Source organism: Sporosarcina newyorkensis (assembly GCF_900167515.1).
Taxonomy (GTDB): Bacteria; Bacillota; Bacilli; order Bacillales_A; family Planococcaceae; genus Sporosarcina; species Sporosarcina newyorkensis.
Window position 1 is genome coordinate 447,245 of record NZ_FUYJ01000001.1, and the last position, 20,078, is coordinate 467,322.

The window sequence follows — 20,078 nt, forward strand, 5'->3', positions numbered from 1 at the left end:
TAATGAAAAAAATGCCCTATGGCAGGCTCAATCAGAAATCATTTACCATTTAAGAAGAGCTCCCTTTTGTTGAAAGCTACCCCAATGTTGTGTTGAACTCCTTATTATTCTTTTCCACTAAACTCTAAAATATTTAAACCCTCGAATGCCTCTGGTGCTTCAAAAAAGTTAGTAACATGAGTAAACACCGCTTCCGTGTCAAAATCCGCTCTTTCAGGTTGTTCGTTACGCCTTTGTGCAATTTGACGTAAGCATTGCTCATTATTAAGATTAAGGAAAATTAATTGATGGCTTGCATTGACATCTAACACCATATCCAAAAACCATTTTCGTTGCTTTTGAGTGTTAGCTGGAAAATCCATCACTACATCTGTACCGACGCTTAATATATTTTGGACATGCTTTTTCACCAACGGCTTGATCTGCGCCGAAAATTTTAGATAATCCTCAAATGATCCGATTTGATTGGGATAAAGAGATGAAAGCCATTCATCCTCAGATAACAGTACCGCATGTTTATCTATTGCCATTTGTTTTGATTTAGTTGATTTTCCTGCGCCCATTTTTCCACAGAAAAAGTATAGCGTCCCTGATGGTTTCATATTTTTAAACCTCCAAGTTTATTTTAGTGGTGTTGCCCCACCTTGTAAAACATGTCATTCAACAATTGGGACCGATTATAGTATATGTTTTTAAACCGTCACGCCCATAATTGAAGACTACGGCTTACCTATTACTGGATATACATAGGTTATATCCTCTAACTCTTTAATAACCTCTTCTAAATAGGATTGATTTGATAAAAATTCAAAGGTTAGTACCGCACCGCTTCCTGCTGGATAACATGTCTCTCCAGACCAATCTATATGACCCCGCTTATCCATTTCACCTTCAAGATGTATATAGTTTTCTAAACTTGTCAATTTCGCTTTCCCAGATAAATTCCTATGCATTAACTTTACGTCATTCAAAAAATCTCTAATTTCATCTGCTCTTAAACTTGCACTAAAGTCAACTGTATACCCTGGAATTTCAATTTTCACATTTGAACTAAGCCAGTTTCCGTCCCAATAATCAGAACTGTTCGGATACATACGAGCTAAGACATCTATTTCTAATACAGTTTTCTCTCCTAACAGATGGAACTTCATTTTAACACCTCACTCTATCGCTTATTCCATTAAGCCCACCCGATTGCCGACACTATATATAGGCTACTCTCCAATGCTTTTAACCTTTTCAAAAAGATAAAGTAGCACAATCGCCCCTAAAATAACCATAGCTAAGATGTAAAAATTTGATTTGAAAGCATGACTTAGGGAATCCATGCTACTTATAGCTACACCTCCTACAATAAAAGATTATATTACCATGGACAATACCCTGTCCTTCATATTAATCCCTCCAAAATTTGGCCCGATAATAAAAAATCCACGTTTCTTTATGCCGTTAAAGCGCACAAAATCACAGCCCTTAAATTACTTTTGAATCGACTGTACAACTTGAGCTATGGCAAATACTACTACACTTGCAGTGACTGCAAGAATCATGTAAGCAACAGGATCTAAGGATAAATTCTCTGTGTAATAGGCAATAATACCAACGGTTAAGAAAAGCAGGATAAAAATAAAAGAGATGAAACATGATACGAGTCGAACATTCCAAGTCCGTTCATCCTCCACAATTTCAGTTGAAGACCAACCTTCCTTAACCCCCTTTACAAAAAGAGTAATAGTGGTAAATCCATATAGGATAGAGATTAGCCCCCATAACCACCAAATCATCGCCCCATTGGAATATGATGAAATACTTACATATGCAAATGCCGCACACAATAACATATTGAATATCAACAATCCCCACTTTGGTAAACGCATACTGAATTCTCCTTTCTTGTTAATAAGTTTTAATCGTCAATCCAAAAAAGCTCGTCTAATGGTTTTTCTAAAAACCGTGCGATTAGAAGACATATTCGAATGGAAGGATTATATTTTTGTGCTTCAATTAAATTCATCGTCTGTCGGGTAACTCCGACCAAGTTGGCTAATTCTATTTGGGTCATCTTTCCCTTTTCAATCCGAGTAATTTTTACTTTATTTTTAACTGAGATTTCTTTCAAAAACCTTCACCTCAATTCCCTACTTTGATTGTAATATATAGTATCCAAATGTCAATTATAAATTACAAGATACATAAAACAATTCTGCACCTTTATTTAGATGCAGGCAATACAGTTAAGTTGGTTATGAGTTCTACATTCGTGCAGTAAATGCCTTGAAACTGTGTACATCAATAAAAACGGGGATACCAATTCATATACGAATGGTGTCCCCGTTAAGCTGTTATATATTATTTTCTATCCAAGGACCGAATTCACCAGCTTTCAGTAACCGGTGTTTTCAGGTGATGGTAACTTTTTCAAGGGTTGATCTTGCGCTACTCTTGAATGGGTTGATCCTGTAGAAGATTCTTTACGCTTTTTCAAGAAATAGTAACCTAACATCGCCGAGCCGTAAATATTACCAAGTCGTTTATTTTGCTCGGATTTATTAGCATGCTCACCTTTTTGCTGTACCGATGAAGTTACATCCACTAGAGAAGAAGTCAAACCTTGTGTGGTTTCACCGAGATCTCCAACTACTTGAAACAGCGGAGTCAAATTTTCCAATTTCGTATTCATATCCGCTAACGTGTTATTACTGTTTTGAATCAAATTTCCCGTTTCATCTAAAATGCCATTCAGTTGGCGAGGTAACTCCCCTACCGTCTTATCTACGTCCTGCAAGATATTCCCTACCTGCTGCAAGACTTTAGAGAAATAAATGGCTAAAATTATAAAGGCGATACCAATCAATACGACGCCAATTCCTACGAGATCCATCTTCATACCTCATTTCTATCGACTATTTTCCGTACTTTGTTTTCCTCGTTTCCATGAACGTAAGAGTTCGGAGCCAAATTCCCCATATTGAATCGCTTGAACGAATGGTTTCGTTCCTGGAAGTGATCCATCTTCTTCAAATTGCTTCGTTCGTTTCGTCAATTCTTCACTCAAGTACTGACTAGAACGTCCGACGTTTTCAATTGACGAGAAAAGCGGCGTCGTCGCATCCAATTTCACTTGAGCATCTGTTGCCAACTCTTCCGTTTCGTTTAGTAAACCATTCACATATTCCAAGCTCTGATCCAAGTTCTCTTCCACTCGCTTCGCTGTTTTGGTGACCGTCAGTAACAAATGGGACGACTTCACAAGCAACATGGAGAGGTAGATGGCTACGATCAAAAACGCAATGGCTATAAATAGCACGCCAAGATACGCCATACATCCTTCCTCCTTTCCACAGACTGTATACATCTTATCATTCTATACCACTCAGGGTTTTTCTAAAACATTAAAAATCCTATGCTCCACAATGGAAGCATAGGATACAGTTGCTTTTACTCTTCATGACGGCCGATGCAGCGTTCGCACTCCATCAATACCGATTCGTGTTTTTCCGTGAACTTATCTCCACACTCCGGGCAAACCTTTTCAACCTTTTGTCTTTGCTCATTATTCATTTTCATCCTTAATTCCTCCATTCATTTTCTGTGATACACTGTACTGATACAGCGACTTTTATTGATACTAATATATAACAGGTTGAATAGATTTGTCACTGCTTTTGGATAAAAGCTAGTATTCCGCGATAGAATGCAAAAGAGCTGGATGAATGAATAAATATTTAGAATTGAATAAAAATTTAGAGCGCTGATTACTCGGCGCTCCGAATTTTTGACTCCTACATCATTAAGCCGTACACAATTACGGCTGCGATAATAACGAGAGTGACCACAAAAACTGTCCACTGCGCGTTATCCGGCTTCTCGGGCCTGCTGTCCCATTTTTGCATACAGTAACGCTCCCTTTCTTATTTAAGCTGGCTGCCTCTTCTCTGAGTAGTTTTCCCCTCGCTTTTTAAATTAAACACTAACTGTATTAGATCTAGCAATCGCCAACGAAGAATAGTACTAAAAATATTAAATTCTTGTCCCATTAATCTCCATTGAAACCCCTTCAAACCAAGTAAACGCTTACATATTGAGGTGTCGTTAAAATAAACGAACAATTTGGAACTTTCTTATGTTCATTCGGATTTTTTCATGTTATTATGAGTAAACGTTGAATTGTTACGGAGGTTAGATGATTAATTATGAAGGTGAAAACTATGGAGTCGAAAAGTATTCAAGTGGAAGATATCTTAATTGCCAACCAGCTGCTGAAAGATGTAGTAGCCCATACGCCGCTGCAAAAGAATGAGCGTCTATCGGAAAAATATGACTGTCATGTGTATATTAAACGTGAAGACTTGCAACATGTCCGTTCCTTTAAACTGCGCGGTGCGTACTACAAGATGAAACGTATAGAAACGGAAGCACGGAAGTCAGGTATCGTTTGTGCCAGCGCTGGAAATCATGCGCAAGGCGTTGCGTATGCGTGTGCTCACCTCGATATTGACGGCAAAATCTTCATGCCTCAGACAACACCTAAACAAAAAGTGAATATGGTGAAAATGTTTGGACGCGACCGTATCGAAATCATATTGGTCGGAGACACATTTGATGATTGCTTCGAACAGGCAATTGAATTGGTAGAGAAAGAGAAACGAATCTTCATTCATCCATTCAATGATCGGGACATCGTGGCCGGACAAGGAACCGTCGCGGTAGAAATTATGAACGATATTGAAGAACCCATTGATTATGTCTTTGCAAGCATCGGAGGCGGCGGTCTCATGTCGGGCATCAGCACATACATCAAAAACTTATCTCCACATACACGAATGATTGGAGCAGAACCTGCTGGTGCTTTAAGTATGAAAACTTCCATTGACGCACAGAAAGTGGTGCCGTTGCAAACGATCGATAAGTTTGTCGATGGAGCTGCTGTTAAATGTGTCGGTGACCTCAACTTTGATATTTGCATGAGTTACGTAGACAATATTGTCAGCGTGCCTGAAGGTAAAGTATGCACGGCCATTTTGGATTTATACAATGAACACGCCATCATCGCGGAACCAGCAGGCGCTTTGCCAATTGCCGCACTAGATTTCTATAAAAATGAAATCAAAGGAAAATGCGTCGTCTGTGTCATCAGCGGCGGTAATAATGACATTGGACGAATGCAGGAAATCAAAGAGAAGTCGATGATTTATGAAGGCTTGCTCTATTATTTCCTCGTCGACTTTCCACAGCGTGCAGGAGCTCTCCGTCAATTCCTTGACACCGTGCTCGGTCCTGACGATGATATCACGATGTTTGAATACACGAAGAAAAACAACAAAGAAAGCGGTCCTGGACTGGTTGGTATAGAGATTAAACGCAAAGAAGACTACAAAGGTCTAATTGCACGAATGGAACAGAATGGATTTCCTTATAAAGAAGTGAACAAAGACAGCTCTTTATTCGGACTGCTGATCTAATTTATATACACCGAAAAAGCCTGATGCTTACCACATTAGGCTTTTTTTGTGCTTGAAATTCCAATTTCAAAATGTTTCCTGGATAAAATTAATGGGTAAATTACTACTAAAACCATCCATTTATGCACATGCTCTACATACATAAGAAGTATTTTTATGAAATCTACCGAAAGGCGGCGACCCGGCTTTGAGCAATCGGCATAGAAAAATAAGTGTTGCACTTCTCTTTGTCATTCCTCTGCTTCTACTGGCAAGTCTCGCAGTTCCTCATTTTAAAACACTTCAAACGGGGGCTGATGTCTATTTGCAAACCGAACCGATCACGAAAGAGGACGCAAATGAAAACTACATCGTCCTACGTTATGAAATTGAAAAGGTCCTCAAAGAACAGATGACGGACAGCTTAGTGGAAACATTGAAACAACCGTCCGAATTGGGGATGACAAAAGTCTTCGGCGTATTGGAAAAGCAAGATGGAATAGATCAGCTGGTCACTTTAAGCGAGAAGGAACCCACAGACGGTGTCTATTTAGAGGGCTGGTTGCCTCAAACAACTGAACGGGAATACCGGGAAAGCGAACACTATATCGTGAACTTCGGCTTGGATCCTTTTTATGTCCCGAAAAAAGGACATCGTGTAGCAGCGCAAGGGCTTCAGGACGGAATCACTACTGCACATTTTAAAGTGCGAGATGGTCATGGCATTTTACGGGAGATTGAAACGAAGTAAAAAGAAGCAGAATCGGGAGAGTAAAAATATAAATAGCATCAAAAACCGATCAGAAATCTGAACGTTTTTTGATGCACTATCTTATTCCAAAGAGTGGCGTTCTCCGCTCAACACTCATGTCTGTTAATCGAACTTAGACTAGCTGTTCACTTGTCTGTAGGAGACGCCACCTTCCTTTTTAATCACCTAGGAGAACGTTTGGAGTTTTTATCCAGAAATCGCGTTCGATAATTGAATATCAAAGATCATTGATATAGATTATAGACCCATTTTGATATCAATAGAGATTTCTTCGTCATTCACTAAAATACGGATGTTATAGTACTTTCGATCCGTCGTTACATAATATATCTTGGACCGATTATAGGATCAAGTTAGTCACCTAAATCCAAACAAGACAGTGCTGGATGTCTTTTACTTCTTGCATTCGCCAATTATCCACATCGTAATGTCCGTCAGCTCATCATGCTCAGTAAATTGTTCACTAAGCATATCTGTAAGTATATTTTCCATGAAGTATTCCACACAGCTCATATCTTGAAACAGCAGGATGGTCCGCAATGCTTCTTCGTAGATTTCCAAAAATAACGGCTCCGGATTGCCCTTTTGAATCTCACCAAATGATTCGTAAAGCAAATCAATTTTATCAGCAATTGCCAAAATACGTCCTTCCAGTGTTTCATCTTTCCCTTCTTTGAACCGTTCCAAATAAATGTCCTGATACTCAGCCGGAATTTCTTTTTCCACAAAATTTCTTGTCATTTCTTCTTCTACTTCACTGAACAGCTGCTTCAACTCTTTTGAAGCATATTTTACGGGTGTCTTGATATCTCCTGTGAAAAGTTCCGCATAGTCATGGTTCAATGCCTTTTCATACAAGGTTTTCCAGTCTACTTCCTGTCCAGATCTTTCTTCGACCGTCCCAAGAAATTGAGCAATTTTTGCTACCTTAAATGAATGACTGGCCACTGAATGCTCTTGATATTTAAACTTTCCTGGACAACGGATAATTTGTTCCAAATCTGACAAGCTTTTAAAATAGTGATGCACGCCCATCTTATTCATCTCCTTTCTGTAGTTCCTGAAACTGTCATATGTATATTTCCCTGTTTTGACTAAAATATGCCGATGAAGGATACCTGTATACGAAACTATTTCGTTTGTTTAAACCGTCGAATCAATAATCATTGAGGGGTTTAATCTACTTTTTTAAATAAATCAATGACTGATACAACAAAAAAGGTATTATGCAGCGAGAAAGAAGAGAAGTGCAAATGATTTAGAAATCAAAATATCTCTCCTTAGAAATTCACCGAAAGAAATCCACATAGCTAACACAGATAATACTAAAGGAACCCAAGTTCTCATTAGGCACAATCCCTTTTTCGTAAATCACAATCTGGCCCAGTTTGCAAACTAAACGTAGACGCTATATACCAGAATCGAATCATTTAATTTGAGTCAGATAAAAAAAGGAGCAACTCTAATTTCATTCAAAAAGTTTTTTATTGGAGTATGCTTATGCAAATATTCACGTTGAGGAACTAATATTTCTTCTTTCAACCGTTTAAGCAACTGCTTGTCAATGTCAAAGGTTGAGAATGCATACTTTCCACCATTTTCTTCTTCAATGCTTATTAAAAATGAAATAATATATTCATACAGAACAGGGAAGTCTTTTTCAATTTGCTTATGATGCTCTAAAAATTCTTTAATGAACTCTTCCAAATCAGAGGTTGCGTCCAAAAATGGAAATAGGCTACCACTGTACCAATTCCCTAAGTTAACAGCGAAAACAGCAATAGCATATCGACGAGTTTCCTTATCCGGATCACCAAAATAATTAAAATAAGCGGCTTTTTCAAAAATCTGACCTGTTTCAAAATATCCTATTTCAATTCCTTCAAGTCCTCGTTTCACTTTTTCAATAATCTCGTTAGAAATTATAGTCCTCTCCCTTCAAAATTGGCGCATGCAAGACAATCTCTTGTTAAATAACACCTTTTTTATTGAATAGGAGCAGAACCTACAAACCAGAATAGCTCCTTATAATTGAAATGCGTAATGTGAATTTGGGTTTCTTTTGGAAATGAGTAAGAGATTAATAGTAAAATAATTGCTATCGTAAGCCCAGTCCAAACTATAGCCCAAATCGCGTGGTATGCCAGATACCGGCCAATTCCTGTGGCAAATAATATTAATCCCACAATAGTCCCCCGTATAATGGAAGGAGATAGTGGAATTTAATAGTATTTTTTTGCGATAACACATCTGTTAGTTGAAGTCAAAAAATGTCTGATTATTGCTACGATAATAAATGGAATATCGGAAGTAAAATTAATCCTATAAGAAAAAGCACAGGAAACAAGGAAACTATTAAAGCAAAAGTTCTTAACTTCCCCTTTTGGCTAAAAAATGCAGTAAGAAAAGAAGCTATTATTAATGAAATAATTACAATATCTCCTGTTTCCGAAGTTCCATTCACTGTAATCGGTGTAATATAAGCAAAAATAATAAACAAGGAAAACAATAATAATGAAACAATACTCAAATATCTTTTTAAAAGCATCACTTCACCTCATTTTTTAATAATTCACAATATGTAGCAAAAGAGATTTCTTTTTCAAATTGACTATTGCTAACTTACAGGATAAATTCAAAGCCAGTCGGTTTTTGAAAAGGTATTTTATATTCTTTAAACACTAATTTATACGCAGAATGATTTTCGGGTAAAGCAGGCGATACAATGTAAGCAAATGATTCATGACCCATTGAACCTCCGCCTCCCTCATTTCGACACTCATGCTGAACTTCATCTCCTTCTATGGAGAGTTCAAAATAAGCATGTTCTTGCTGATCTCATTCAGATATTTCATCGGTAATGTATCTATCGATATTCAAATGTATTACACTTGCATTTTTAAACTGACGTATAAAAGGTACGGAATAAAATACATCCTTTTTTTCAACTGACTTTAATATCGGTATATTTTTAAGGAATCCTTTTGGTTCTACTACAGGTTTGTAAAGTTCTTCGTTAAGAAATTCTGCAAAAACAGCATTCAGAAATCCAACTTGAAAATTATATTTTTTGACCATTTTTCTATTAGCTCACAGTCGGAAAACCGGGATTCTGATTTAAAATATCTATCCGCTGTTTTATTAAATGACATATTTGTTCGTCTATTATTTCAATTCGTTCATCATAATGTTATGTCGGTGGTTCAAAAGCCATTTGTCTCATGTTTATCGCCTCCAGATTCATTTCTTTGCCTTAACATAAATTAAAAAAATGATACATTTATTAAACCGGTCTGCCCTATTGCTGAACAAGCGCTTCGTATAATAAGGTGCTTCAACGCCGCTGCAAGCGGGAAGTTTCGTAAAAGGTCGTCGCAAATATATCAAAATTGCTTCTAAAGGAATTGCGTAAATTACCAAATAAATGATTCAGTTCGTTTCTAGAAAAATATTTTCCGTTTTTTATATACCAGATCTCTTCTTCCAACCTTAAAAAATTGTTTATCGTATCAACCAAGTACACTTTGACTTCACGTGAATAATCTTCCTTAGTAACCAAGCTCAATAAAGTTTTCCTGCTCTGTATTACATCGACAAGCATCTCGTCTAAACTTATTTTATCCATCGATACTGGATCTGTACCGATTAGCCACTCCTGTTCAAAAACCGGCAGAATATATTGGGTCTGCATTACGGTTAGATCCAGGTCACTGCCACTATATGTTTCCATTTCTTTTACCAAGTCCTTCTCATAGGACTCAGTGAATTTATTGAGAATATCTTCATACGTTTTATCGTTATGGTATAAAACTTCGGTTGGTTTGTATGTATAACTTTTAAATAGACTGAAGTGAGAAAATGGATAAAACCAAGTCATGAAAAGTATGAAGAGCACGGCGACTGCTCCCAATCCGCCCAAAATCTGAATGTTTTTTATAGCCATTTAATTCCTCCCATTGAGATAAGCATACTTTAAAATACTGCATATTTGAAGTATAAACTCCGTGCGAACAGGATAACTGAAAGTTAGGCATTGGAAAATACCGCACTGAATCAATGCTATTATCCCCTGATAAATGTGAGGTTGCAAAACACTACTTGTGCAATCCCAATGTTGTACTCGCACTCCATTAATTGAATGGAGACGGTAACAAACACGATATTTTTCTGGAACCAGACATACATTTTACATTATAAAAAAGCCTGACTGAATCAGTAGGCTTAATTTTCACCCCATGCATACCATGGTAATTTATAATCCATTTTCTTACCCTTTTTACTCGAATTATCTATTACGATCCAATTCCCATTGTTCTTTTGTACCGTATAAATTACATTTGTACCGTCAGACTTTTTAAAGAGCATATAACCTGTATTGTCTTTTATGAAATTTACAGGGTCAATAACATTTTTATTCGGGATTTTTCTCTCGGGAAGCAATATGTCGGTTACTATTTCTTCTGCAATATTAAAAAGGGATTTAAAATCATCATTAATTTCCGATTGGTATTGCAATTGATTGTATGTGTAAGAAGAAAAAGGTTTTAAATTAAAATTAAATGACTTTTTAATATCTGTAAGCGTTGATTTATAAAAATCATTTATCTCTTTTTCCAATTTATCTCCTTTATGTTGAAAGCTAATGGTTTTAACCCCAAATGGACTTATGTTGAAAGTCATTGTCTCTTCACCAAAAGGAGGGTCATGTGCATGGTCAAATGTTGTGACTTGGATTTTTGCAATAAAGCTAAACTCGCCTTCATTCTCCCTGACGATATTCAAAATCTTAGCGTCATATAAGCCATATTGTTTGGGATATCCATAGTAATGAATAATTTCCTTTTGTATTGACGTATCAAGGGATGTAATCAATGTATCATGTATCATATATAAGTGTATAATCAGGTTGCTCAGGAATAATTGTTTTCAGCGCATTTTTAAGACCTTCATCTGAGCCTGCACGTCCTAAATCTTGTGAATTCGGATAGTTATCATTGTGGGTTAAAAAGGCAACTTCTTCCTCTATTTCAGTAAATGACATTTGAGAGGGCAGAAATATTCCCAAAATACACATGTAAATAAAAACTCGAAAGTAATCCATATCATCAACCCTTTTATGTTTATTATCCGTAAAATAATGGGTCTTTATGCTAGTATTTATTTACCAATATAGCCCGATTCAGGCACAGTGCTTCCTCAACATCTGTATCCGATTGCAGAACAATAACAATTCAATTCTTAATACAGTCCTAGTAGTTGATACATTTCATTTCTCGAAAAATTCCACCATAAAGCAACAATTTGGCAATGATGCAGTCTACTCCACCAACAACTCATTCAAAAACGGTAATAATTCTTTTTCAAAATCGACCAATTCATCATTAGCTAGTTGACGTAAATAATGTGCAATTTCTAACTTTTGTTCAGTTGATAATTGCGCTTATAAATTAGGATCAACAAATTCCTTCACAATACGCGCTACTGTGTAAATCTCGGAGTTAGTCGTCATTTGCATGTATATATACTGCATTTCTGCATACCCATATAGTGTATATAACGGCTCCACATAATCTGTGTCGTACTCTTCATTTTCAAAAAAGAGAGCACTATCTCTTAGCATATCTTGAATGCCATTATTCATTCCTGCTTCACTAACATGGACTTTATTGTAATATATTAATGTCATACTACCAAATAGGATTACCAGTATGACCAATATAAAAAGGATCACTTTTACTTTCATAGGATTTCCCCCATCATCTCTACTTCGCATGAATCATACCCTACGGGGCTTCCGATATTTAAAACTATCTGTCCTTACTTTTCCAAACCTTCTGGGATGCAGTTTTTTTCACTACCAAATTATCTTTCCTACTTAAGTGGCTTTTCGTCACGCACCCGAATTCGCCTCAAACATATACAATTCATCGCCATCCAAAAACAGTAGCATGTTCTCCCGGTTGCTCACCAATTGTGGTGTGACAGGCGTACCATCCGGCTGGATCAGCTCAATTTCATGAACAACCTTAATATTCATCACCATCACGGTGCAGCTCAAAAAACGGAGGAAAAACCAAATTTCACCTTCAGCGTCCCCATTAGGCGCTAAACACTCAAAAATGGAATACTCCCTGTCCTCTTCCAGTGAATCCATCTTACGGCCCGGCGCATCCCAGCCAACGAGACCGCTGCGACTGATTGGTTCCTCCCATCCATAATTGCCGAAAACCCCTTCATCAAAGTACTCTGTCCAAATTTCCTGGTTCTTCGTAACGTACACATGCTCAATCCCATCGCCTAAACAAAACGACCGGATTAAACACCAATTTTTGTCATACACTCCTGTATTTTCTTCAATATTCTGCGCGTCATGGTAGTACGATCGCGCACCGACAAGCAAGATATGTCCGTCTTCTATAGGCTGGATATAATGATAATTCCACTTCTCTTCCGGCAAATGCACGACTGTCTTCTTCCCGTCCTTCATATGGACGACATGATAACTATAGTTTTCTTCCGTAACCGTTGCAGGGAAACAACCGTTGATCAAGGGAGGCCGCTCCTCCGCCAACAGGACGAAAATTTCGTTATGATGGCCAATTGCAATCGAAACTGGATCTGCAAATATTGATAATAAGAGGGTCTCCTTCCACTTGACATAATAAGATTATTCGGCATTCCACTATTTTTAAATGTAACTTTGTGCTTCCTGTTTTTAGCAGGATACTTTCCGACTGAGCCAAGACTTCTTGAAGCGGAATTCCCCTGCAAACGGATAGACATCTTGAAATAGATAAATGAAGCTCTTTAAATTCTTCTAAAGCGAAAAGGTCCTGTATAAAAATTCTTTGTTCCAAGTTTGTTGCACAAATATGGAGAAATTAATTAAAATTTATTCGGAATTAAATGACAATAGATAGTATGTTAATGCGAAGCTAGTGTGCAAAATACTATTTATCACCATATTATCCAGCCTAATGTTGTGTGGTTACATAAATGCTACTCGTAAATAGGTTACCAGATAATAAATGAATGGACTGAGAGTTATAACGACCCCTATAACCCTAAACCGCTCCGTGAACTGCAACAAAAAGCCGCTTACCCACACTACAAACCACAACATAAAATACCATCTGTAAGTTGGCGTGCCGGTTTCCGCAATACCTGGACCACTTAACCACAACGAGAATAATAAAACATATATTCCTGAAATAACATTCCAAATATGCCTGATTACTTTTCTGCCCATTTCGCCACCCCTTTTTTTGTTGATCATCCTATTTGCTAAAAGTCTAATTCGACCCTCTGAACCATTTAAAAGAATCGGTGCTGATCTTTCTTGTTTTTGCGGGTTGCGCACCACAAATTACACAGCGACTATTGGTTGCCATAGCTGATTCCGCACAGTTATGAAGTACTAGCTGTCCTTCACAACTGCGCCCGATTAAAGCAAGAGCCTTTTCGTTAATTATCCAAATCATCATTAAGGAAGGATTCCTTATTTACATTTAAGTCTGATCTTTTTCTGATAAATTGCCCTAACACAGAATTGTTAATACGTAGCACTTATTCCATAACTGGGCCGATTGAAGCACAAACCCTTTGCTTAAAATAAAATAATCCAAATTCCGTTTTTAATAGCAAACACCTTCCCATATATTACGATTGCCGAACTCTGAATTTCCAAATCTTTATCGCATCATCTGATTGTAAATATAAAAACCATATAAAACGGGCAACAACAATCCGAGCGCTAAACAAGTAACTGCAGCTAATTTTGACTGTTTAGCAAGACGTTCATTATTCGATCTTAAACTTTGGAAAAATGTAAGAGTAAAATAAAAACAAATAATGATTAAAATTGTTGAGAGCATACCAATCCAATTTCCTGCTCCCATAAAATTCATATCGTTCATCCTGTCTATCACCTCTTTCAGCAATCTGGTCTGAGTGATGAATGGGCGCAAATCCTTATTGCGGAAGAGCGCCCGATTCTGAATATATTTTTAAGAGTTGTATCCAAAGGAAACTGCAAATACCAATGCAAATATTGATAAAACGATTATAACTGTACAAATTGTAGTTATTATTAAAGTTAAGATTTTAGGTATGTCAGAGCGTCTTTTCCAAGTAGCTAAAAGTAAAAACAAACATACAAGAAGAATTATTAGAAGTACTGAAAGAAGCATATAACGATCTTTAATGATAAACCATAAGTCCATTTCATCTGCTCCCTTCCAGCAAATTAGTACTTAATAAAATGGCCGGTTTGAGGCACAATCCTTGTTAAGCAACTGCGGCCGTTAATTTAATAACTCTCCACGTCTTAATTATCCATTTCAGAATGACGATTAGCACTGATCTTTATTGAAGAAAAGTGCATGAGTACACAACAGTAAAATTCAATTATAAATTCCTTTCCGTTTCCTTGTGTATAATGCTCGAAATGAATTCAACTGCAAAGAAAACAAATAGGTAGGCATAAAAACCAAAAATCGTCCCTTTCTTTGCATTAAAAGAAGATACTATTCTATTAGTTTTTAATAAGGAACCCTCCTTGCTCGTTTGGCGCAATGCCTGTCAAGCAACCGCGCTGGGTTAGTTGAATATAATCATGAATTAGATTTTATCGTTGTAAACTTTTTTATTATAGTTACCAAAATTGCAATACTAAAAACGATTATACTATTTACTATTAAATACTGTCCCAGTTGCATGCCATAAAATATTGCAAAAGGATCACGAATAATAACTATTGCTAGCACGCTACCGATTGCACCAAATAACACTGCTAGTAGTAATATTGTAAACGCGGCAAAATATAGGTTTTTCTTTTTTTTGTAGTATATAAATCCAATAATATTTGCACTAACGATAAAGAAACCCATAAGTAATAAGAAAAAATCAGTCATTTAATTCCCTCATTCCAAATCCATCTTTAACCATTACACAAACAAATGTAAGTAAACAGTTTGATCTGTTTGTGAAAATTGAGTGCTAATCATCCTTCTAGAAAAGTGCCCAATCAAAGAATAAAATTTTCACCTTTTTCCGTCACAGTGTAATTCACGGAAACACCACCGTTTTCTTCATTTTTCATCGTTGAGGATATTACTTAACTGCTTCTGGTTCCTTCATAAACCAAGAAATATAAGAACATTGTCTGCAAATCAATATAGTCGCATCGCGGTTTTCCCACTCAAGACCAAAGAGCGTGGCCCCCTTTGTGTTGAGTTGTCGATAGTCTTTGTCGAACTTATCATTTTGACAGCAAGGGCAAACAAGATGAGTATTTCCTGCTCTATATTTCATAATTTCTCCTCCTCAAATTGATGCATCAATTTTCCACTTTAGCTATTAAACAATATGTTCCTTTTGTTAAACGGACTCTATTTCTTGTTCTAGAATTGCGCCTGTTAATTTACTCTTCCTCATTCTTTTACAAATCTAAAAGGGCAGAAATAATGCTAGCTAAAATAACAAAAATAATCATACCTGAGCTAATAACAGCAATACCCATCCCTAACCAAGAACCAATCATAAATGAAGCTATAAGGACAACCGCAAAAGCAAAAAAGCTAATCTGTAATGAATATATCCATTTTAATTCTCCCTTGTTCACTTCACAATGTACTATGTGACAAAATGATTCGATTTCGGTACAACATTGTACGAAAATTGCGTCCGTTTACTGAGCTATTTAGATGAAAGCTGTTCTACAGTTGACGTCGATATAGTTTGCTCTCTTTTTTCTTCGTTTACGCTGTAATGGATTTTCATCTGCCTATTATTATTTTGATTTACGTTGCTTAATTTCACTTTCAGAATAAGAGTTCCTTCGTCTTTGATCTCATATCCTTGGATATTTTGTTTTACACCTATAGTATTTCCGGGATAAACTCCAATAGGTTTATTTGGACGTCCACCATAAAACTCGTAAGAAATACCTCTGTCTCTTGTATCTCTGCGTCGCCAACCACTATCTTAATAGAGTCAATAACAGCAGGTTGGCTTCCAGACCATTCAATAGGCACGACCAAAAAGTAGGTGTTACCTGGAGGGAAATCGTCGGTAGACATACTGCCAACTGTAAACCTACCTTCATCTTTATCCGAACATCCACTTAACACGATTAATATACTAATTGATAGAACAACAATAACTTTTTTCAACATAACCCTTCCTCGTCTAAAAAGAAACTGACCTATTCCGGTATATTTCTATGCGACAAAAGCGCCTATGATTGAACAAGGTTAGACATTAAAACTACCGGTTTTAATAAGGATTCCTTCCTTATCAAGCCTTTTGTGATTGTAAGAAATATGGCTTAATTTCTTATGATTTTCCTTCCAAATTATATATATGAAATGAGATGGTTCTTTAAGAAAACTGTCAGGAGACAGGTTCTCATAACGATAACAATCGTTAGGGTATGATTCGCCGCACCTAAATAATTCAAGAACATCTTCTTCAATTGCAATGCCACCAATTTTAAATTCATAAACGGAATACAGTTCTTTGAGAAAACTTAAAAATCCTCCAAATTCTTCATTTTTTATACCAATTTGATCCCATTCAGGTTCATCAAATTTATCCCCATAAAACCAAAAATTAACCATTAGTGCATTTGTAGAAACCATTTCTATTTGTAATATCGCCTTTCGCTTCCTTGATAAATAAACATATAATCTTAATCTTAATGAGTGTAAGTTTGAGGATTTTAGATCTTCTTCATCATAAGGATGACCTCTACCAAAAAAATCAATAATTTCATCAACGTTTTTATCAACGATTTCAACTTTATTTGTGACTCTTGATAACTTATTAATAATTTCTTGTATTGTTTTCGTTTTATCTTCTTTAAGTTCCAACAAGAAACTAACTTCAAGGAAAGGACCACCTTGCAACCATTGAGACCATTCCATGCTATCACCCTTACACTTTTATTTTCCTAATAATCCTATTACCGAAAATCACAGGAATAAATTCTTACGTGCTAATTCAAATAAAATAAAACTAAAAACGCCACTATACATAGAACTACTATATTCACACGTTTTTGCTTTTGTTTTAACTTAATAGCTTTTTTCTTTCAACCAATCTGAATTGTAATCTCCAATAATAACTGGTTCCTTCACATTGTTTCCCTTATCACCTTACAAACTATATCCCCCATTATCACCCGATATCTTAATATCCTTATTCTGTCAAACGGTTAGTTTGTTTAAGAAAAAAATTCCCTCTTAATTCCCCGCACAGACTCTTTCCAATATTTTAACTTATTTTACCACAACTTTTCCTAAATCCTACAAGAAACCTATTTATTCTCATAGTAAGCAAACCGCTACCTAAGATATATACAATTTGTAATCATTTTCATCATACCAATTAACAAAACAGCATTAATTTAGGTGTGCAACGTCTCGTTGATTCGTATATTAATCACCAAAGAAATGACCTATCAATTAAAAAGGGAAACCAATTCATACGCGAATTAGTTCCCCAAAAATATTGTTGGATATTGTTTTCTTCTCATCGATCAAACCCGTACCTGCACTTTTATTTCATTAAAGCCCCAGTGAAATATACTTCACTTCCAAATATTCTTCGATTCCATGATGCCCGCCTTCTCGTCCAAGTCCACTTTGTTTAAACCCGCCAAACGGTGCTTGCGGGGCAGATGGCAGACCGTCATTCAGACCGACGATACCGTACTCCAAGGCTTCACAAATTCGGATTCCCTCTGAAATGTTTTCAGTGAAGACGTAGGCAGCCAATCCATAGATGGAGTCGTTGGCACGCTGAATCACTTCTTCTTCCGTTTCAAATAATGTGATCGGTAGAACCGGGCCGAATGTTTCTTCTTTCATGCAGAGCATTTCATCCTTTACATTATAAAGCACAGTAGGTGAATAGAATAATCCATCGATCTGCTCTCCTCCAGCCACGATAGTCGCTCCTTTGGTTTTTGCATCCGTAACGTGTTCCAACACCTTTTCAATCGCAGCCTCATCGATTAAAGGGCCGATGTCCACGCCTTCTTCTACTCCATTTCCAACCTTCAGAGCTTTCGTTTTCTCACCGATGCGCCGAGTAAATTCCTCAGCTACTGATGAATGAACGTAAATTCGGTTGGCACAGACACAAGTCTGGCCTGCATTACGGAATTTTGCGGCGATAATCCCTTCCACCGCTTTATCGAGGTCGCTATTAGCCATCACGATTGCCGGAGCATGTCCACCGAGTTCCAATGAAATTTTCTTCACTGTATCGGCAGCCCCTTTCATCAGCATTTTCCCCACTTCAGTGGAGCCAGTGAACGTCAGCTTGCGCACACGCTCATCCTCTTGCCAGGCACCCGCAATCTCACTGGCACTCCCGGTTACGATATTGACAACACCGTCAGGAATGCCTGCTTGGTGTGCTAGCTCGACTAAACGAAGAGCTGTCAAAGGAGTTTGAGAAGCCGGCTTCAACACGACTGTACAGCCTGCAGCAAGAGCAGGTCCGACTTTCCGTGTAATCATCGCCGCCGGAAAGTTCCATGGTGTGATGGCTGCAATCACGCCAACGGGCTGCTTATGAACAAAGAGCCGCTTTGTTGAGTGGGTTGCAGGGATCATTTCACCATAAATTCTCTTCCCTTCTTCCGCATACCAACTAATAAAACCATTCGCATAGCGCATTTCACCCAATGCTTCTGACAAGGGCTTTCCTTGTTCCGTCGTCATCGTCGTGGCTAAGCTCTCTTCATTTTCCGAGATCAATGCGTGCCATTTCATCAAAAACGCACTGCGTTCATATGCAGACAGTGCAGACCACTCTTTTAGCGCAGCAGAAGCTGCGTCCACTGCCTGCACCGCTTCCTTTGCTCCGCCACGCGGTACCATTGCAATCTTTTCGCCCGTCGCAGGATTGGTCACATTCATCTGCGGTAAATCTGAGCCGATTAGCTTTCCATTGATGATCATTTCAACTACGTCCATCGTACATCTCTCCTTTATTTCGAATCGTTTACACGTTCAACAGGAATATCTGCCACTATATCGTTTAATACCCAGCTGGCTAAAATCAAACCAGCGACAGAAGGGCAAAAGGCATTGGAAGCTGGGGGCATTTGCGCTTTTCGGATGGAGGCATCAGGATTTCCGACGGTCTCTACGACGTCTTCCCGAATAACGATTGGACTTTCATCAGAGAATACAACGGGCACGCCTTTTGCAATGCCTAGCTTTCTTAAACGAAGACGAATGACTTTCGCAAGTGGATCGGTATGTGTTTTTGAAATATCTGCAATTTGAAAGCGAGTTGGATCTGTTTTATTTGCGGCCCCCATGCTGGAGATCACTTTCACTCCACGTTTTAGACATTCTTGGATCAGATGAATTTTATAACTGATCGTATCCGATGCATCGATGACGTAATCCGGTTTATATGAGAAAAACTCGTCCGCCGTTTCTTCCGTGTAAAACATATGTAGCGAAATGACTTCACATTCTTTATTAATATCCTCAATCCGTTCTTTCATGACGCCAGCCTTCGATTTGCCGACAGTCGAGAGGTAAGCGACCAATTGTCGGTTAATATTCGTAATATCAACTGTATCCTTGTCCACCAAAATAATGCGTCCGACCCCTGTCCGGGCACATGCTTCAGCCGCAAAGGAACCTACGCCTCCTACACCGAGGATCGCAACGGTCTTCCCTTTCATCCGCTCGACGCCTTTCTTACCGATCGCTAATTCATTTCTCGAAAATTGATGTAACATAGATACCCATCCTTTAAAGTAATTTGTCTTATTCCCTATGTTAATGCAGTCATAGCCCACAGTGCAACTAACTTAATTGAGGCGCAAAAAAACCTCC

General features: G+C 37.6%; 26 protein-coding genes. 2 read left to right on the forward strand and 24 right to left on the reverse strand.

All coding sequences use genetic code 11. The features are described from left to right. Positions 1–104 precede the first annotated feature (104 nt). From B5D59_RS02430 to yhfH, 7 genes are all read right to left on the reverse strand, one after another. On the reverse strand, positions 105–602 hold the full coding sequence (locus B5D59_RS02430; RefSeq protein ID WP_078816717.1) for a P-loop nucleotide/nucleoside kinase family protein: 498 nt from the start codon (positions 600–602) through the stop codon (positions 105–107). Positions 603–719: 117 nt separating this feature from the next. Then, the gene (locus B5D59_RS02435) at positions 720–1,151 is read right to left on the reverse strand and encodes a WapI family immunity protein (protein ID WP_078816718.1); all 432 of its coding nucleotides are present in this window, start codon (positions 1,149–1,151) and stop codon (positions 720–722) included. A 327-nt stretch (positions 1,152–1,478) separates the two neighbouring features. Next, entirely contained in the window at positions 1,479–1,877 is a 399-nt protein-coding gene (locus B5D59_RS02440; RefSeq protein ID WP_078816719.1) for a hypothetical protein, read from the reverse strand. A gap of 29 nt (positions 1,878–1,906) precedes the next feature. Next, positions 1,907–2,119, reverse strand: a complete 213-nt coding sequence (locus B5D59_RS02445) for a helix-turn-helix transcriptional regulator (protein WP_009496508.1) — start codon at positions 2,117–2,119, stop codon at positions 1,907–1,909. 264 nt (positions 2,120–2,383) lie between these two features. Further along, positions 2,384–2,881, reverse strand: coding sequence for a DUF948 domain-containing protein (locus B5D59_RS02450; protein ID WP_078816720.1), 498 nt, complete (start codon positions 2,879–2,881; stop codon positions 2,384–2,386). 15 nt (positions 2,882–2,896) lie between these two features. After that, positions 2,897–3,322 (reverse strand): DUF948 domain-containing protein, encoded by a 426-nt coding sequence (locus B5D59_RS02455; protein ID WP_176132475.1) that lies wholly within the window; start codon positions 3,320–3,322, stop codon positions 2,897–2,899. A gap of 116 nt (positions 3,323–3,438) precedes the next feature. Next, on the reverse strand, positions 3,439–3,567 hold the full coding sequence (yhfH, locus tag B5D59_RS17980) for a protein YhfH (protein WP_139365929.1): 129 nt from the start codon (positions 3,565–3,567) through the stop codon (positions 3,439–3,441). Between the two features lie 626 nt (positions 3,568–4,193). Between yhfH and ilvA the strand changes: the two genes are divergently transcribed. Both ilvA and B5D59_RS02465 read left to right on the forward strand, forming a co-directional pair. Beyond that, a complete protein-coding gene (gene ilvA, locus B5D59_RS02460; protein WP_009496504.1) occupies positions 4,194–5,462 on the forward strand; it encodes a threonine ammonia-lyase IlvA in 1,269 nt (422 codons plus the stop codon). A 187-nt stretch (positions 5,463–5,649) separates the two neighbouring features. Then, positions 5,650–6,192, forward strand: coding sequence for a GDYXXLXY domain-containing protein (locus B5D59_RS02465; RefSeq protein WP_078816722.1), 543 nt, complete (start codon positions 5,650–5,652; stop codon positions 6,190–6,192). Between the two features lie 414 nt (positions 6,193–6,606). On the opposite strand, the gene B5D59_RS02470 is transcribed toward B5D59_RS02465, so the two are convergent. From B5D59_RS02470 to B5D59_RS02560, 17 genes are all read right to left on the reverse strand, one after another. Continuing rightward, on the reverse strand, positions 6,607–7,248 hold the full coding sequence (locus B5D59_RS02470) for an HD domain-containing protein (RefSeq protein WP_040758071.1): 642 nt from the start codon (positions 7,246–7,248) through the stop codon (positions 6,607–6,609). A 405-nt stretch (positions 7,249–7,653) separates the two neighbouring features. Beyond that, positions 7,654–8,112: a hypothetical protein gene (locus B5D59_RS02475; protein ID WP_078816723.1), complete on the reverse strand. Its 459-nt coding sequence runs from the start codon at positions 8,110–8,112 to the stop codon at positions 7,654–7,656. Positions 8,113–8,497: 385 nt separating this feature from the next. Continuing rightward, the gene (locus B5D59_RS02485; RefSeq protein WP_078816725.1) at positions 8,498–8,761 is read right to left on the reverse strand and encodes a hypothetical protein; all 264 of its coding nucleotides are present in this window, start codon (positions 8,759–8,761) and stop codon (positions 8,498–8,500) included. Between the two features lie 74 nt (positions 8,762–8,835). Beyond that, on the reverse strand, positions 8,836–8,964 hold the full coding sequence (locus tag B5D59_RS18510) for a hypothetical protein (RefSeq protein WP_281250637.1): 129 nt from the start codon (positions 8,962–8,964) through the stop codon (positions 8,836–8,838). Positions 8,965–9,051: 87 nt separating this feature from the next. After that, positions 9,052–9,291 (reverse strand): hypothetical protein, encoded by a 240-nt coding sequence (locus B5D59_RS18415; RefSeq protein ID WP_245799426.1) that lies wholly within the window; start codon positions 9,289–9,291, stop codon positions 9,052–9,054. 256 nt (positions 9,292–9,547) lie between these two features. Then, positions 9,548–10,156, reverse strand: coding sequence for a hypothetical protein (locus B5D59_RS02495; protein WP_078816726.1), 609 nt, complete (start codon positions 10,154–10,156; stop codon positions 9,548–9,550). Between the two features lie 278 nt (positions 10,157–10,434). Then, positions 10,435–11,085, reverse strand: coding sequence for a DUF3888 domain-containing protein (locus B5D59_RS02500; RefSeq protein WP_245799427.1), 651 nt, complete (start codon positions 11,083–11,085; stop codon positions 10,435–10,437). A gap of 4 nt (positions 11,086–11,089) precedes the next feature. Then, entirely contained in the window at positions 11,090–11,314 is a 225-nt protein-coding gene (locus B5D59_RS02505) for a hypothetical protein (RefSeq protein ID WP_078816728.1), read from the reverse strand. Between the two features lie 339 nt (positions 11,315–11,653). Further along, a complete protein-coding gene (locus B5D59_RS02510) occupies positions 11,654–11,956 on the reverse strand; it encodes a hypothetical protein (protein ID WP_078816729.1) in 303 nt (100 codons plus the stop codon). A 147-nt stretch (positions 11,957–12,103) separates the two neighbouring features. Then, positions 12,104–12,763: a hypothetical protein gene (locus B5D59_RS02515; RefSeq protein ID WP_245799428.1), complete on the reverse strand. Its 660-nt coding sequence runs from the start codon at positions 12,761–12,763 to the stop codon at positions 12,104–12,106. A 1,141-nt stretch (positions 12,764–13,904) separates the two neighbouring features. After that, a complete protein-coding gene (locus B5D59_RS02530; RefSeq protein ID WP_078816733.1) occupies positions 13,905–14,129 on the reverse strand; it encodes a hypothetical protein in 225 nt (74 codons plus the stop codon). A 696-nt stretch (positions 14,130–14,825) separates the two neighbouring features. Further along, positions 14,826–15,125 (reverse strand): 3-isopropylmalate dehydrogenase, encoded by a 300-nt coding sequence (locus tag B5D59_RS02535; protein ID WP_078816734.1) that lies wholly within the window; start codon positions 15,123–15,125, stop codon positions 14,826–14,828. A 199-nt stretch (positions 15,126–15,324) separates the two neighbouring features. Then, on the reverse strand, positions 15,325–15,525 hold the full coding sequence (locus tag B5D59_RS02540; protein ID WP_078816735.1) for a hypothetical protein: 201 nt from the start codon (positions 15,523–15,525) through the stop codon (positions 15,325–15,327). Between the two features lie 566 nt (positions 15,526–16,091). Next, the gene (locus B5D59_RS02545; RefSeq protein ID WP_078816736.1) at positions 16,092–16,388 is read right to left on the reverse strand and encodes a hypothetical protein; all 297 of its coding nucleotides are present in this window, start codon (positions 16,386–16,388) and stop codon (positions 16,092–16,094) included. 78 nt (positions 16,389–16,466) lie between these two features. Then, on the reverse strand, positions 16,467–17,138 hold the full coding sequence (locus B5D59_RS02550; RefSeq protein WP_078816737.1) for a hypothetical protein: 672 nt from the start codon (positions 17,136–17,138) through the stop codon (positions 16,467–16,469). 642 nt (positions 17,139–17,780) lie between these two features. Further along, a complete protein-coding gene (locus B5D59_RS02555) occupies positions 17,781–19,199 on the reverse strand; it encodes an NAD-dependent succinate-semialdehyde dehydrogenase (protein ID WP_078816738.1) in 1,419 nt (472 codons plus the stop codon). 14 nt (positions 19,200–19,213) lie between these two features. Continuing rightward, on the reverse strand, positions 19,214–19,981 hold the full coding sequence (locus tag B5D59_RS02560) for a tRNA threonylcarbamoyladenosine dehydratase (protein WP_078816739.1): 768 nt from the start codon (positions 19,979–19,981) through the stop codon (positions 19,214–19,216). Positions 19,982–20,078: the final 97 nt, after the last annotated feature.